This window comes from Streptomyces lacrimifluminis (genome assembly GCF_014646095.1).
GTDB classification, from domain to species: domain Bacteria; phylum Actinomycetota; class Actinomycetes; order Streptomycetales; family Streptomycetaceae; genus Streptomyces; species Streptomyces lacrimifluminis.
Genome location: NZ_BMMU01000002.1, coordinates 60,354 through 75,132, shown reverse-complemented (window position 1 = coordinate 75,132; position 14,779 = coordinate 60,354). Strand labels below are relative to the sequence as shown.

Here is a 14,779-nt window from a genome sequence, read left to right as displayed (position 1 = left end):
TTCGGAGCCGCCGGATGATCTCCTGGAGCGCATGGTGGACGACCCCGATTCCGCGCACACACAGGCCCTCCGGCATGTCGCCGCCCTCTCCACCGGCCCGGCCGTACCGCCGGACCTCAGGGTGACCCTCAACTTCCACCCCGACCGAACGGTCCGCGAACTGCCTCTGTTGCGGGCTCTGGCGCAGGACGGCTTCTACCGCTCGCAGTTCGTCACCGGTACCAGCAACGGCGGACTCACCGCCCGTCCCGGCGGCGACCGCTGGCGCTGGGAGAGCCGGATGTTCGCCGGGGCGTACGACACTGCCCCCGCCCACCGGCGCCCGGTGTACGGCGCGTTGAACTTCCGTCGCCAAGTCGTGGGCGCCGCCCCGAGATTCGGTTCCTCGCACTTCCGGCTGACCGGCGCGACGCTGGCGCGGGCCACCTTCTGCTACCCGGACAGCGCGGCCGAACCCGACCACTTCGGGGTCGCCGCCGGTATGTCTCTCGTCGCCCTCGCCGAGGCGGACACCCAGGACGCACTCAACGACTACATCGAGGCCCAGGTGCACGGCCCCGTCGCACTCGCCCGGGACGTCGAGGCGCTGGTCCTCGACGCGAGCTATCGCGGCACCCCGGTGGAGAAGGCGGCCCGCACCCTGCCCGTACCGCTCGAATGGCACCCTGGATACCGGCTCTCCGTAGGGGAGTTGCGCCGCCACGTCGACTACCGCGGACCCGAGTACGTCGAGCTGGGCGCCCGGATCGCCGAGGACGGCCGCCTCGACCCACGGATCATCGGCGACGCGGCCCGCACCGGACGCCATGAACTCCAGCACCTGAAGATGGTGTGGCACTGCCTTGCCCGGTTCGGCGCCCCCGAGGGCGCCGGGACCGCCTGCTCGGCCTAGCCTCCCTCGCGCCCGGGGTCCGTTCGGCGGCGGGCGAGTACGGCCGACAGCACGTTCCGTACCCTGTTCCAGTGCCTCACGCAGGGTGCGGGCACGGCTGGTCGAGGCAGGGGAGGCGGACGGTGACCGATTCGTGGGAGCGGGCCGGGCAGGTCCTCGTATCGGCGGGGCTGTCCCCGGACCGTCTCGCGGACTGCCGTCCCCTCACCGGCGGGACGTACAACACCGTCGAGGAACTCCGGCTGGTCGACGGCGGCAGGTACGTCCTGAAGATCCCGCCGCCGGAAACGGTGCCGGGGCTGCGCCACGAGGCCCAACTGCTCGTCTCCGAGGCGGAGTTCTACCGAGCCGCCGGCACGGTCGGCATACCGGCGCCGAGTGTCGTGTCCGTGGGGGACGGTCATCTGCTGATGACCGCCTGCCCGGGCACCCCCTGGGACGACTCCACGACCGACGCCGACCGGGCGCTGCTGAGAGCTGAACTCGGCGGCCTGGTGGCCCGCTTGCACCAGGTCACCGGGCCCGCCTTCGGCTATCCCTCCGGAGCCCTCGGCCCGCTTGCACCCGACTGGCGTACGGCCTTCACCGGGATGCTCGACGCCGTGCTCGACGACGCCGTTCGCTACGACGCCTGGCTGCCGGTTCCGGTGGACGAGGTGGCCCGTACCGTCCGGGGCGCGTACGGCGCGCTCGACGAGGTCACCGTTCCCCGGCTGGTCCACTTCGATCTCTGGCAGGGGAACATCCTGGTGGACCGGGCGGCGGGGGCGCCCCGGATCGGCGGACTCATCGACGGTGAGCGCATGTTCTGGGGCGACCAGGTGGCCGACTTCGTGTCACTGGCCCTGCTGGGGGACATCAGGGGCGACGAGGCGTTTCTGAGGGGTTACCGGGAAGCGGGCGGGCGCGTCGGGTTCGACGAGGCGACCTGTCGGCGGCTTGCTCTGTACCGCGCCTACCTGTACCTGATCATGCTGACCGAGACGGTGCCGCGGGCTGTCGGCGAGGAGCGCGTGCGGTGGACGCGGGAGGCGGTGGGGCCTGCGCTGATCGATGCGTTGGATGAGGTGCGCGGCTCGACACTCGACGCAGGGTCCTCCTGATCACTGGTCCAGGGTCCAGTGGCCAGGCCTCGAACGCGTCGATCCCGGTCAGTCGCGCCGACAGCTCCCACAGGCGCGCCGCCTGCCCGGCGTCGACCGCGTAGTCCCGTACGCCGCTGCGCTCGTCCTGGAGCGCGCTCGAAGTCAAGTCGCTCCGCCACCCGCCCCGGGACCCGGCGGCAGCCCGCGCTCCCGTGTCCAGGCCAGCAGGTCGTCCACCGGCCAGGTCGTGACCACCCGCTCGGCCGGTACGCCGCACTCCTCGGCGCGGGCGCAGCCGTGGATCTGCCAGTCCAGCTGGCCGGGCGCGTGCGCGTCGGTGTCGATGGAGAACAGCACGCCCGCCGCCACGGCCTGCCGCAGCAGCCGACGCGGTGGATCGAGCCGCTCGGGCCGGCTGTTGATCTCCACGGCCGTGCCCGTGTCTGCGCAGGCGGCGAACACCGCGTCCGCGTCGAACTCCGACTCGGGCCGCGCACGGCCCCCGCCCCGTTTGCCCCGCCCGCCACCGCCACCCCGGGGCTCCGGTCCGACGAGCAGCCGCCCGGTGCAGTGCCCGAGCACGTCCGAGTGCGGATTGCGTACGGCGGCCACCATCCGGCGGGTCATCGAACGCGCGTCCATGCGCAGCTTGGAGTGCACGGACACGACCACGACGTCCAGCAGGTCCAGGAGTTCCGGTTCCTGGTCCAGGGAGCCGTCGTCGAGGATGTCGCACTCGATGCCGGTGAGCAGTCTGAACGGCGCCCAGGTCGCGTTGAGTTCCTCGACCAGGGCCAACTGTTCGCGCAACCGGTCGGCGGACAGACCGTTCGCGATCGTGAGACGCGGCGAGTGATCGGTGAGCACGGCCCACTCGTGCCCGAGCCGCGCCGCGGTGCGGCCCATCTCCTCGACCGGGCTGCCGCCGTCCGACCAGTCGGAGTGCAGATGGCAGTCCCCGCGCAGCAGCGCCCGCAGCCGCTCCCCGTCGCGCAGAGGCGGGGTCACCCCCTGCTCGCGTTCCAGCTTCTCCAGGTAGGCGGGCACCTGCCCGGCCAGTGCCTCTCGCACCACCTGCGCGGTTTTCGGGCCGATGCCCTTGAGGGACTCCAGGGTGCCGGCCTCGGCTCGCTGCCGTATCTCGTCCGTGGACAGCTCCGTGAGCACGTCGATCGCGGTACGGAACGCACGTACGCGATACGTGGGCGCCAAGGAGCGCTCCAGCAGGAAGGCGATCCGGTCCAGCGCCTCGACGGGATCCATCGCCATGCCCATCGTCACCTCCGCCTCCAGCGTCGCGCGGGCTCGGCGGGTCCGCACCACGGAGATGCGGAGGTAACGGTTCCGGAACCGTCCGTGGCCGGTACGTGATGGCCGGATTCGCTCTACGCTCGATGTATGACCGAAATAACGAGCCCTTACATGTCCCATCCGCGGATCATGGTGCTCGGGGTGCAGCCGGGCGTCCCGCCGTTCCGGATCGTGGAGATCGACGGTGAGGTGGTCGGATCGGCGCGGACGCTCACGGATGTGCTGAGGGTCGCCGCCGCGAAGGGAATCACGGTTCATGATCTGGATGATCCGGACACGGTCCGCTGGGTCGGCGGCGACAAATTCACCTGGACGAGGTCGAGGTCGAGGTAGCCGGCCTCGGTGGGCCGGTGGGCGGCCCGGGCTACGCCCGCTGTCGTTTGGGCGCGTGCACCGCGCGGCTGAGCCGTCGGCCGATGAGCAGGTAACCGATGAGCGCGCCCGTGGTGTTGAGGATGACGTCGTCGACGTCGAAGGCGCGTCCGGTGATCAACGCGCCCTGGGCCACCTCGACCATGAGCATGACGGTCGCGGTGAGGAACACCACCCGCAGAACTCCCCGTGTCCGGGGTGCGATGACGGGCATGAGGATGCCGAAGGGCACGCCGAGCAGCAGGTTTCCGCCGATCTGCTTGATGGCGTCCCGCATTTCGGGCTGGTCGAGGTAGGCACGCAGCGAGCGGCCCGGATGGAAGTTGGTGTGGGTCAGTGCCACGGACGCCGGGGACGGCTCAAGGGTCAGCCGGGCCAGGATCACGGCGAACGCCACCATGAACACGAAGGCGCACAGGATCGTCAGCACCCGGGCCAGGAAGGCGAACGGCCGACGCTTCGGCCTGGCCTGCTTGGGCGGCTCCGGGGCGGCCTTCGGGGCCTTCCGAGACGAGAACTTCGACGAGAACTTCGACGAGAACTTCGACGACAACTTGGGCGTGGACTTCGGTGGCGACTTGGGCGCGGCCTTCGGTGGAACCTCGGGCGGCTTGCTCTCGGCCTTCGCCGGGCGCAGACGTAGCGCGGCGAGGGCGCGTGGAGCTGATCGGGCCATCAAAGTCCTCCGGTTTTTAACTGAACAATCCCGTGCGGTGGCAGCTACCCCCGAACAGGCCGACAATGCCGCTCCGGCCTGCCCGGATCCCGGGATCCGGGCAGGCCGACTTCTCTCAGATTCCGTACGTCACCTTCACGTCCGTGAAGCCGAGGGAGCCGAGCAGGCCCTTGAGCATGCTGGTCGTGTTCTGCTCGGCGCGCGCGGTCAGTTCGCTCTCCTTCGCCGCGTCGCCGATGTGCCGGGCCGCCAGCTTCTGGACGGCCTGTTCGTCGTTCGGATTGTCGGAGAAGAGGTCGGTGATCCGGTCGAAGAGACCACGCTGCTTGGAGACCGCATAGGAGCGTTCGGGGTCCAGCGCGGGCTTGCCGAGAGCCGCGTGCGGCAGCCGGAGCGTCGCGGAGGTGCGTTCCTTGTTGACCGTCACGTCGTTCTTCGCGATCTTGCCGAGGTCGACATAGGCATCGACCGTGCCGGCACCCACATAGAGCACGCGCGTGCCCTTGATCGCGTCGGGCAGGTACTTGGTGTCCTTCTCCAGGTCCACGACGATCTGGAAGTTGCCGGACGCCGCTTCGTAACGGCTCATGTCCTGGATGGATTCGAGGAGGGCGGGTCCTGAACGGTCTTTCGTCTCCTCGCCGAAGATGTCCCCCAGCCCCGGCAGCACCGCCAGCCGGAGTCCGGCCAGCAGCAGCGCGAACACCAGTACCACGGCACTGAGCACCTTGGCCCAGAGCGGCATGCGTCGCACGGCCTTGATGGGCGTCGTCATGGCGACGGACCTCCTTCTTCCTATGTACTGAACCGAATGCCCGCCAGATGCCTTGCCAGACCGTCCTGTTGACGTATCGCAACAATTGAGAGGGGGCCTGCCGGGGGCGCGTGGTCACCCGTATGCGCGCGACCACCACACCCCTCCACGTGCGTCAGCCCCGACATCCGCGGTCCGGCCTCGCGCACCCGCAGCGCCGCCGGATCACCGGAGAGGTTGCCGGACGGCGCCGCCACCCGTGATCGCCGCGAGAATACCCGGGTCGACCTCGGCGACAGCCACCGCGGTGGCCGTAGCCGTGAGCGGGGGTGTCGGCTGCCGTGAACGCGGCGACCGCCCGGGTTGGTCCGACAGAGGCGGAGGGTTCCGAGGCGGTGGCGCATTCCGTGCTCCTGAGGGCGGGGGATCCGGCCTCGGCCGGCCCGGGGCGGTCCCGCCGGCCGGCCGTCACCGGACGTCCCGGCCGGTGCCGGAGCGGGAAGGTCAGTAGCATGGGCACCGGCCGACCGGAATGATCATGCTAGGAGCAGATCGTGCGAGACATCGCCGTGTTCAGCGGTAGTGCCCACCCCGAACTGGCCGCCGAGGTCTGCGAGCACCTGGGGGTGCCCCTGCGGCCCACCCAGGTCAGCCGGTTCGCCAACGACTGCCTGGAGGTCCAGCTTCAGGCCAACTGCCGTGAACGGGACGTCTTCCTGATCCAGCCGCTGGTCACGCCGGTCCAGGAACACCTCGTCGAACTGCTGATGATGTGCGACGCGGCGCGCGGGGCGTCGGCGGGGCGGATTTCGGTCGTCATGCCGCACTACGCGTATGCCCGCTCGGACAAGAAGGACATGCCTCGCATCTCGCTTGGCGGACGCCTGGTCGCGGATCTGCTGGTCGCGGCCGGCGCGAGCCGCGTCCTGGCGATGACCCTGCACTCCCCGCAGGTCCACGGCTTCTTCTCGGTGCCGGTCGACCATCTGCACGCCCTGCGCGAACTCGCCGAGCACTTCCGTCAGTACGACCTGTCCCGTACGACGGTCGTGTCGCCCGACCTCGGCAACGCCAAGGAGGCCGCGCACTTCGCCCGGCTGATCGGCGCCGAGGTGGCCGCCGGCGCCAAGCAGCGGTTCGCGGACGACCGGGTGCGTATCAGCTCCGTGATCGGCAAGGTCTCCGGACGGGACGTGATCGTGCTGGACGACGAGATCGCCAAGGGCAGTACCGTCCTCGAACTCCTGGAACGGCTGAGGGAGTTGGGGCCACGGTCCATTCGGGTCGCCTGCACCCACGGGCTGTTCGCGGCGGGCGCGCTCAAGCGGCTGAGCGAGCAGCCGGACGTGCTGGAGATCGTGTGCACCAACACCGTGCCGATCCCGGAGGAGGAACGCACCGAGAAGCTGAGGGTGCTGTCGATCGCCCCGGCGCTCGCCGAGGCCGTACGCCGCATTCACAACGGTGAGTCCGTCAGCGCCCTGTTCGACGCGCCGGGAACCTAATAGACAGGAAGGACGACCCCGTACGAGGTCGAGCGGAGCACCACCCCGCGTCACCCGAGGTGATCAGGAGGGCTCGCAGTGGCCAAGGCGAAGTTCGAGCGGACCAAACCCCACGTCAACATCGGCACCATCGGGCACATCGACCACGGCAAGACGACGCTCACGGCTGCCATCACCAGGGTGCTGCACGACCGGTTCCCGAACCTCAATCCGTACACGCCCTTCGACCAGATCGACAAGGCGCCCGAGGAGCGGCAGCGGGGCATCACCATCTCGATCGCCCATGTCGAGTACCAGACCGAGCGCCGGCACTACGCGCACGTGGACTGCCCCGGGCACGCCGACTACATCAAGAACATGATCACGGGCGCCGCGCAGATGGACGGCGCGATCCTCGTCGTCGCGGCCACCGACGGGCCGATGCCGCAGACCAAGGAACACGTGCTGCTGGCCCGGCAGGTGGGCGTCCCGTACATCGTGGTCGCGCTCAACAAGACGGACATGGTGGACGACGAGGAGATCCTCGAACTGGTCGAGCTGGAGGTGCGGGAACTGCTCACCGAGTACGAGTTCCCGGGCGACGACGTCCCGGTCGTCCAGGTCTCCGCTCTCAAGGCACTGGAGGGCGACCCGCGGTGGAGCGCCTCCGTGCTCGAACTCCTCGACGCCGTCGACGCGGCGGTGCCCGAACCGGTGCGGGACGTGGACCGGCCGTTCCTGATGCCGATCGAGGACGTGTTCACCATCACCGGCCGCGGCACGGTCGTCACCGGCCGGATCGAACGCGGAGTGCTGCACGTCAACCACGAGGTCGAGATCATCGGCATTCAACTACAGAAGACGAGGACCACCGTCACCGGCATCGAGATGTTCCGCAAGCTCCTCGACGAGGGCCGGGCGGGGGAGAACGTGGGGCTGCTGCTGCGCGGGGTGAAACGGGAGGACGTCCAGCGCGGCCAGGTCGTCATCAAGCCCGGATCGGTCACTCCGCACACGGAGTTCGAGGCGAGGTCGTACGTCCTGTCGAAGGACGAGGGGGGCCGGCACACGCCGTTCTTCGACAACTACCGCCCCCAGTTCTACTTCCGGACGACGGACGTGACCGGGGTGGTGACCCTGCCGAAGGGCACCGAGATGGTCATGCCGGGCGACAACACCACCATGCGTGTGCAGTTGGTCCAGCCGATCGCCATGGAGGAGGGGCTGAAGTTCGCCATCCGGGAGGGTGGCCGGACGGTGGGCGCGGGTCAGGTCACGAAGATCGTGAAGTAGACGTGCCGTGCCATGGCCGGCGTCGGTCAGGTGCGGGTCATAACGTGCCGGACGTGGTCTCGGGCAGCCCCAGGGCCGCGTCCAGCGACGCCGCCGGCGGCAGCACCTTGGCCAGGCCGGTGACCTTGAGGACGCGGAGTGTGAGGGGGTGCGTACAGACGAGGTGGATGCGGCCGTCGTGGGCGAGCACCCGGTGCCGGGCCCGGTACACCAGGCGCAGCCCCGAGCAGTCGAAGAACTCGACATCCGTCAGGTCGATCACGATCCGGGCGTCCGGATGCGCGGTCGCCGCGTCCAGGTGCGGGATGATCTCGACGGCCGCGGCGATGTCGATCTCACCGTGGAACTCCAGCACCGTGTGGCCGCGGTCCTGGTGCACACGCAGATACCGGGTGGGCGGTGGAGGATCCTGCTGCACGACGACATCGCCTCCATCCGGCTGTTGTGGTGGCGGAACCAGCCAATCACCGGGGGCCGGGGTGACGTCGTGCGATGAGCGTAGACGTACTACCGGGCCACGGCGAGCGCAACTGAGTGTCCCGCTCTGCAAGTTACCCTCGATAGAGTGAATTTGAGCATGTTCGATTGACATATGTCTTCGAAATTGAAGCGTGTCTCGCACGCGTCTTTCGGTGATCCGTGAGGCGAGGTTACGACAGGGCGTGCCAGGCCCTGGAGAGCGCCTGCCGGAACTGGTCCGCCTGGTGCGAGGTGAGGTCGTGGATCATTCGCTCCTCCAGCTCCCGTACGGGCTCGGTGAAGCGGTCGAGCAGCTCGCGGCCGGTGTCGGTCAGCAGGATCAGCAGCTCTCTGCGATTGCGCGGATTGCGCTCCCGGCGTACGAGCCCGCGGTTCTCCAGGGACCGGACGAGGTCGGCGATGGACTGCGCGGTGACGAACGAGTCACGGGCCAGCTGGGCCGCGGAGAGGCCGTCGTGTCGCTCCAGGACGGTGAGCGAGGTGTACTGGAGTGCGGTGATGCCGGCCGGCCTGACCAGCTCGTCCAGATGTGAGCGCACGACGAGCTCCACCTGCTTGACCATGTAGAGCAGGGAGGGGGGTGCCTTGGTGCTGACCATGGATCCAGATTAGAGCATTGACAGGAAACCTGTCTGTAATCAGACTGCCAACCAGCAGGAATCCTGTTGATTGAAATCTTGGCAATGAGGCTGAGGAGTGGTGATGACCACCTTCGAGATCGAACCCGGGCGACTGTTCGTCGGAGGACAGTGGCGCGAGGCGGCGGACGGGGCACGTACCGAGGTGGTCGACCCGTCCCGGGGCGCGGTCGTCACGACCGTCGCCGAGGCGTCGGCGGCCGACGTGGACGCGGCCGTGCGTGCCGCGCGGGAGGCCTTCGACAGCGGCCCGTGGGCCACGACGACCGGACGCGAGCGCGGCCGGATCCTGAACCGGGTCGCCCAGCTGATCCGGGAGAACGCGGACGAGATCGCACAGCTGGAAAGCCTCGACGTGGGCAAGCCGATCAGTCTGTGCCACGCCGTCGACGTGACGAACGCGGCCAACGACTACGAGTACTTCGCCGCCCTCGCGTTCTCCCTCGACGGCGCGACCCGCGAGACGGGCCACAACGCCCTCGCCTACACCAAGCGCGAGGCCGTCGGCGTCGTCGCCGCGATCACCCCCTTCAACTTCCCGCTGATCCTTGCCGGTTCGAAGCTGGGCCCGGCGCTGGCCGCAGGCAACACGGTGGTGCACAAGCCCGCCGACGAGACCCCGCTCAGCGCCCTGTACATGGCCAAACTGCTCCAGGAGGCGGGTGTCCCGGACGGCGTCGTCAACGTCGTCACCGGCACCGGCCCGGTGGCCGGCGAGGCGCTGCTGCGGCACAACGGCGTCGACAAGATCGCCTTCACCGGCTCCACCGCCATCGGCCGGCATGTGGCGAGCGCCGCGGGCGAGGCCCTCAAGCCGGTCACCATGGAGCTGGGCGGCAACGCGGCGCACATCGTCTTCGAGGACGCCGACGTCGAGAAGGCGGTCGGCGCGGTCATCAAGGGCTTCGTCTTCAACACCGGCCAGTTCTGCATGGGCGGCCCGCGACTGCTGGTCGCGCGCCCCGTGTACGAGACGTTGCTCGGCATCCTCGCCGACGCCGTGCCCGGGGTGCCCGTCGGCGACCCGCGCCAGCCCGAGACCGTGGTCGGGCCGATGGCGGGGGAGAGGCATCTGCGCAAGGTCGAGGAGTATGTGGCGCTGGCCCGCAAGGAGGGGGCGCGGATCGTCTGCGGCGGCGAGCGGCTCGACCTGGACGGCGGGTACTACTACAAGCCGACGGTGATCGCCGACCTGGCGAACGACTCCCGGGTCGTCCAGGAGGAGATCTTCGGCCCGGTTCTCACCGTCCAGCCCTTCGACTCCGAGGACGAGGCGGTCCAGCTCGCCAACTCCACGCCGTACGGCCTGGCTTCGGGAGTCCAGACCACCAACCTGGCCCGCGCCCACCGGGTCGCGAACCGGCTCCAGGCGGGCATCGTCTGGATCAACGACTGGGCGATGCTCGACCCCGCGATCCCCTTCGGTGGCGTCAAGGACTCCGGCTTCGGCCGCGAGTACGGCCCCGAAGCGCTCGCCGCGTACACCAAGGTCAAGTCGGTAGTGGTCTCGCTCGACTGAGTGCGCCCGTCGATCCGTCAACTCGTCACCTCGCCAACTCGTAAGCCCTTACAGGGAGTTCAGGATGTCCATCACCACCCGCGCCGCGGTCGTCGAGTCCGGCGGTGCGCCCTTCGTCCTCTCCGACGTCGAACTGGCCGAGCCCGCGCCCACCGAGGCGCTCGTACGTCTGGTCGCCGCAGGCCTGTGTCACACGGACCTCGGGGTGGCGAGCGGCGGACTGCCCTTCCCCCTCCCCGGAGTTCTGGGGCACGAGGGTGCCGGCGTCGTCGAGGCGGTCGGCTCCGCCGTCACCGGGATCGAGCCCGGCGACCACGTCGTCCTGTCCTTCACCTCCTGCGGTGGCTGCCGCAACTGCCGTGACGGGCATCCCGCGTACTGTGTGGCCTGGCTGCCGCTGAACCTCCTCGGGGGCCGGCGGGCCGACGGCACCGCCACGATCAGCCGTGACGGTACGGAGCTGGGCGGCCACTTCTTCGGCCAGTCCTCGTTCGCCGAGCGGGCGTTGGTCGACCAGCGAAGTCTGGTCAAGGTCGACCCGGACGTACCGCTGGAGTCCATCGCACCGCTGGGCTGCGGCGTCCAGACGGGTGTCGGCGCCGTCTGGAACGTGCTGAAGCCGGGCACGGGCAGCACGGTCCTCGTCCTCGGCGCCGGAGCCGTGGGTCTTTCCGCGGTCATGGCCGCCGCGCTGACCCCGGCGACCAGGATCATCGCCGTGGACAGGGTCGGCGAACGTCTGGCGCTGGCCAAGGAGTTGGGCGCCACCGACACGATCAACGCGGGCGAGGCCGACCTCGGCGAGGCCGTCGCGAGGATCACCGACGGTCAGGGCGCCGACGGCGTCGTCGAGACCACCGGAAGTGTCGCCGTCCTTCGCCAGGGCGTCGACGCGCTCGCCCAGCGGGGCACGCTCGTGGTGGTCGGTGCCCCGCCCTTCGGAACCGAAGTCGCCCTGGACGTCAATGGGTTGCTCCCCGGCAAGCGTGTCGTGGGCCTCACCCTGGGCGACGCCGAGACCCAGACCTTCATCCCGGCCCTGGTGGAACTGGTGAAGGCGGGCCGGCTCCCGGTGGACCGGCTGATCAGCACCTACCCGTTCGCGGACATCGACCAGGCGGTGCGGGACATGGGCGCGGGCAAGACGATCAAGCCGGTACTGACCTTCGGCTGACCGACGAGTGGTTGCGGCCAGGCCCTGGCGTTTCATCCCGTCCGGGGTCCCCCCTCTGGGGGATTTGAGGACGAGCGCCTTCAGCGCGAAAGCGGGGTCTGGGGGCGCAGCCCTCAGGGAAGGGTAGGGGCGGCGGGGGCGAGGAACTCCTACCTGCTCCGATGCAGCGCCACCAGCAACTGCCACACCTGGTGGGCGATCTCGTCCGACGTGGCCTCGATCCGGCCGTGCAGCCAGTCCGCCAGGACCCCGGCGAAGGTGGCGGCCACCGCCGAGGCGACCAGGGGAGCGTCCGCCGCGCCGGCCAGTTCGCGTTCCGCGAGGCTCCGTGCGCGCAGGTCCCGGTGCAGCACCTGGCCCAGCGGCCCTCCGCCGCCCGGGCTCAGCAGGGTCCGGTACAGCGCCGTGTGCGGGGTGAGGGCCGCGAAGAACTCCACCAGCGCGGCCGGGGCGATCACCGGGTCGGGCCGGCCGCGCCAGGCGTGCAGGGCGTCCACGGCCTCCCGTACGACATCGGCGCAGGCGTCGACGGCCAGCGCCTCCAGGTCGGGGTAATGGACGTAGAACGTGGCCCGGCCGACCCCGGCCCGGCGCACCAGCGCGGCGACGCCGATCTCCGCCAGCGGGTGTTCGGCGCACTCCGCGAGGAGGGCCTCGCGGAGTTTCGCCCGGGTGCGGGCCGCGCGCGGGTCCTCGGGCGCGCCGCGCGTCACCGCGCGACGAGGACGGCGGCCAGGGCGATGGCGCCGGGCAGTGCCTGGGCGAACAGGATGCGCCGGTTCGCGGTGGCGGCCCCGTAGACGCCCGCGACGATCACACACGCGAGGAAGAAGACCTGCGCCCGGAATCCGGTCGGATCGGCCGCGATCAGCCCCCAGATCAGGCCCGCCGCGAGGAATCCGTTGTAGAGCCCCTGATTGGCCGCCATGGCGGCCGTCGCGCGGGCCATCTCCGGGTCGAACCCGTGGAACTTGCGGCCCGGCGGGCGCTGCCACAGGAACATCTCCATCACCAGGATGTACAGATGCAACGCGGCCACCAGGCCGACCAGCACGTTCGCGACCGTCTCCATGCTCGGCAATCTCCTACGTCAGGCTACTGAAAGCGGCTTCTGGCCACCTGTCCATCATGGACAGGTGGCCAGCATACATGGACAGTTGTCCAGGAATCGGGGCCCGGGAACGTTTCTGCGAGCGGAACGGCTCGGCGGCCCCGTCAGCGGCGCACACCCTCTCGCCCCCCACATAGGTGAGCACCACCTTCGTCTCCGCGATCGCCTCCCGCGGACCGGCGTACGGATCGCGGTCCAGGACGGTCAGGTCGGCCAGCGCGCCCGCGCGCACGCTGCCCGTGTCGTCCAGGTGGTTGGCGTACGCCGAACCCGCGGTGTACGCCGTGAGCGCGTCCGTCAGGCCGATGCGTTCGGCGGGGAGGAACACCGGGGAGGACGGCGAACCCGGTGCCGTGCGGTTGACCGCGACATGGATCGCCTGGAGCGGGTCGGGGCTGCTGACCGGCCAGTCGCTGCCCGCCGCCAGGGTGACTCCGGAGCGCAGCAGCGCGCCGAACGGGTACTGCCACGCGGCCCGTTCGGGGCCGAGGAAGGGGATCGTCAGGTCGTCCATCTGGGGTTCGTGCACGGCCCACAGCGCCTGGATGTTCGCGACGGCGCCGAGCCGGGCGAAGCGTGGCACGTCGTCCGGGTGCACCACCTGGAGGTGGGCCAGGTGGTGCCGGGTGTCGCTCGGCCCGTTCGCGGCCCGCGCCGCCTCGACGGCGTCCAGGGCGTCGCGGACGGCCCGGTCGCCCAGTGCGTGGAAGTGGCACTGGAAGTTCAGGGCATCCAACTGCGTGACGTACTTGGGCAGTTCGGCCGCGTCCACGAAGCTTGTGCCGCGGTTGGCCGTGGCGCAGCCGCACTTGTCGAGGTACGGGTCGAGCAGCGCGGCCGTGCCCGTTTCGGCGACCCCGTCCAGCATCAGCTTCACACTGCCCGCCCGGAACCTGCCGACGCTCAACGCCGCCCGCCGTTCCACGAGTTCGGGGATCTGCTCGGCTCCGCGCTCCCGGTCCCACCACAGCGCGCCGACCACCCGTGCGGTCAGCGAACCGTCCAGGGCGGCGGCGAGATAGGTCCCGGAGGGGTCCTCCATACCGAGGAACGAGCCGACCAGCGCGTCCTGCCAGGCTGTGACGCCCAGCGAGTGCAGCCGGCGCTGCGCGGACAGCAGGGCCGCCAGCCGCTCCGCCGCCGTGACCGGCGGGGTCAGCCGGCCCACGTACTCCATGGCTCCTTCCTGGAGCATCCCGGTCGGCTCGCCGGAGGCGTCCCGCTCGAAGCGGCCGTCCGCCGGGTCCGGGGTGTCCCGGGTGACGCCCGCGAGTTCGAGGGCGCGACTGTTGACCCAGGCGCCGTGATGGTCCCGGTTGGGCAGGTACACCGGCCGGTCCGGGACCACCGCGTCCAGCGACTCCCGGGTGGGCGTGCCCCCTTCGAAGGCCTCCATGGACCAGCCACCACCCGTGATCCACTCCCGCTCGGGATGCGCGAGGGCGTACGCGCGGACGGCTGCCACGGTGTCCTCGGCGGTCTTCGTGCCGGTCAGATCGCACTGGGTCAGTTCGAGCCCGGCCGGCAGCGGATGGACGTGGGCGTCCTGGAAGCCGGGCAGGAGGCGGCGGTGCTCAGCTCCTACCGGGTGACCGGCAGGGCGTACGAGATCCAGGCCGTGGAGACCGCCCTCGGGGTGCTGCGCGGCGCCGGGTTCCCGGACGCCGAGGCGGTACGGATCCACCACGCCTTCGTCGACCAGGCGCTCGCCTTCGGAGCCCTCGACTCGGCGAACGCGGCGCTGCCGAAGGCCGCGCGCGAGGCGGAGACGGCTGTGTGGCGGGCGACCTACGCCCGGCTGCCCGCCGACACCCACCCGCACATCAACGCGACCGCCCGCCACCTGGTGGTGGACATGCGGCACAGCTCCTACCCGGTGGCACTCGGCCTCTTCCTGACGGCGGCGGCGACCCGCCTCGCGCAACTCACCGCGCCCGACGACGTACGCCCTGTGTGATTTTGGTGGGCGGGGTATGCGAACGGGAGAGGG

At 70.2% G+C, this 14,779-nt stretch carries 14 protein-coding genes and 2 pseudogenes; 8 read left to right on the top strand and 8 right to left on the bottom strand.

Going from position 1 to position 14,779, the window contains the following annotated elements; genetic code table 11:
• The first annotated feature begins 31 nt into the window (after positions 1 to 31).
• Together IEY89_RS03480 and IEY89_RS03475 are read left to right on the top strand one after the other, a co-directional pair.
• On the top strand, positions 32 to 892 hold the full coding sequence (locus tag IEY89_RS03480) for a DUF3626 domain-containing protein (protein ID WP_189145758.1): 861 nt from the start codon (positions 32 to 34) through the stop codon (positions 890 to 892).
• Between the two features lie 122 nt (positions 893 to 1,014).
• Positions 1,015 to 1,995 (top strand): phosphotransferase family protein, encoded by a 981-nt coding sequence (locus tag IEY89_RS03475; RefSeq protein ID WP_189145757.1) that lies wholly within the window; start codon positions 1,015 to 1,017, stop codon positions 1,993 to 1,995.
• A gap of 144 nt (positions 1,996 to 2,139) precedes the next feature.
• Here the strand turns inward: IEY89_RS03475 and IEY89_RS03470 are convergent, their stop codons facing one another.
• Positions 2,140 to 3,240 (bottom strand): PHP domain-containing protein, encoded by a 1,101-nt coding sequence (locus IEY89_RS03470; protein WP_189146082.1) that lies wholly within the window; start codon positions 3,238 to 3,240, stop codon positions 2,140 to 2,142.
• Between the two features lie 135 nt (positions 3,241 to 3,375).
• On the opposite strand from IEY89_RS03470, the gene IEY89_RS03465 reads away from it, so the two are divergent.
• A complete protein-coding gene (locus tag IEY89_RS03465; protein ID WP_189145756.1) occupies positions 3,376 to 3,621 on the top strand; it encodes a hypothetical protein in 246 nt (81 codons plus the stop codon).
• A gap of 31 nt (positions 3,622 to 3,652) precedes the next feature.
• Here the strand turns inward: IEY89_RS03465 and IEY89_RS40380 are convergent, their stop codons facing one another.
• Both IEY89_RS40380 and IEY89_RS03455 read right to left on the bottom strand, forming a co-directional pair.
• Entirely contained in the window at positions 3,653 to 4,336 is a 684-nt protein-coding gene (locus tag IEY89_RS40380) for a VanZ family protein (RefSeq protein ID WP_229695040.1), read from the bottom strand.
• 115 nt (positions 4,337 to 4,451) lie between these two features.
• Entirely contained in the window at positions 4,452 to 5,111 is a 660-nt protein-coding gene (locus tag IEY89_RS03455) for a DUF4230 domain-containing protein (RefSeq protein WP_189145755.1), read from the bottom strand.
• Between the two features lie 533 nt (positions 5,112 to 5,644).
• On the opposite strand from IEY89_RS03455, the gene IEY89_RS03450 reads away from it, so the two are divergent.
• Positions 5,645 to 6,595: a ribose-phosphate diphosphokinase gene (locus IEY89_RS03450; protein WP_189145754.1), complete on the top strand. Its 951-nt coding sequence runs from the start codon at positions 5,645 to 5,647 to the stop codon at positions 6,593 to 6,595.
• A 78-nt stretch (positions 6,596 to 6,673) separates the two neighbouring features.
• The gene (gene tuf / locus IEY89_RS03445; RefSeq protein WP_189145753.1) at positions 6,674 to 7,867 is read left to right on the top strand and encodes an elongation factor Tu; all 1,194 of its coding nucleotides are present in this window, start codon (positions 6,674 to 6,676) and stop codon (positions 7,865 to 7,867) included.
• 37 nt (positions 7,868 to 7,904) lie between these two features.
• On the opposite strand, the gene IEY89_RS03440 is transcribed toward tuf, so the two are convergent.
• Positions 7,905 to 8,285, bottom strand: coding sequence for an anti-sigma factor antagonist (locus IEY89_RS03440; RefSeq protein ID WP_189145752.1), 381 nt, complete (start codon positions 8,283 to 8,285; stop codon positions 7,905 to 7,907).
• Between the two features lie 232 nt (positions 8,286 to 8,517).
• Positions 8,518 to 8,946 (bottom strand): MarR family winged helix-turn-helix transcriptional regulator, encoded by a 429-nt coding sequence (locus tag IEY89_RS03435; protein ID WP_189145751.1) that lies wholly within the window; start codon positions 8,944 to 8,946, stop codon positions 8,518 to 8,520.
• 103 nt (positions 8,947 to 9,049) lie between these two features.
• On the opposite strand from IEY89_RS03435, the gene IEY89_RS03430 reads away from it, so the two are divergent.
• Both IEY89_RS03430 and IEY89_RS03425 read left to right on the top strand, forming a co-directional pair.
• Positions 9,050 to 10,504, top strand: coding sequence for an aldehyde dehydrogenase family protein (locus tag IEY89_RS03430; protein ID WP_189145750.1), 1,455 nt, complete (start codon positions 9,050 to 9,052; stop codon positions 10,502 to 10,504).
• Between the two features lie 64 nt (positions 10,505 to 10,568).
• On the top strand, positions 10,569 to 11,678 hold the full coding sequence (locus IEY89_RS03425; RefSeq protein WP_189145749.1) for an NAD(P)-dependent alcohol dehydrogenase: 1,110 nt from the start codon (positions 10,569 to 10,571) through the stop codon (positions 11,676 to 11,678).
• Between the two features lie 149 nt (positions 11,679 to 11,827).
• Here the strand turns inward: IEY89_RS03425 and IEY89_RS03420 are convergent, their stop codons facing one another.
• From IEY89_RS03420 to IEY89_RS03410, 3 genes and pseudogenes are all read right to left on the bottom strand, one after another.
• Entirely contained in the window at positions 11,828 to 12,391 is a 564-nt protein-coding gene (locus tag IEY89_RS03420) for a TetR/AcrR family transcriptional regulator (RefSeq protein WP_189145748.1), read from the bottom strand.
• Positions 12,388 to 12,750 carry a DUF1304 domain-containing protein gene (locus IEY89_RS03415; protein ID WP_189145747.1) on the bottom strand — a complete coding sequence of 121 codons (363 nt, stop codon included), beginning with the start codon at positions 12,748 to 12,750 and terminating at the stop codon, positions 12,388 to 12,390. The genes IEY89_RS03420 and IEY89_RS03415 overlap by 4 nt, the downstream gene beginning before the upstream one ends.
• 142 nt (positions 12,751 to 12,892) lie before the next feature.
• A pseudogene (locus tag IEY89_RS03410) lies at positions 12,893 to 14,359 on the bottom strand (amidohydrolase); the annotation flags it as partial.
• On the opposite strand from IEY89_RS03410, the pseudogene IEY89_RS03405 reads away from it, so the two are divergent.
• Positions 14,318 to 14,746 (top strand): annotated as a pseudogene (locus IEY89_RS03405) (TetR/AcrR family transcriptional regulator); the annotation flags it as partial. The pseudogenes IEY89_RS03410 and IEY89_RS03405 sit on opposite strands and share 42 nt — an antisense overlap.
• Between the last annotated feature and the right edge of the window lie 33 nt (positions 14,747 to 14,779).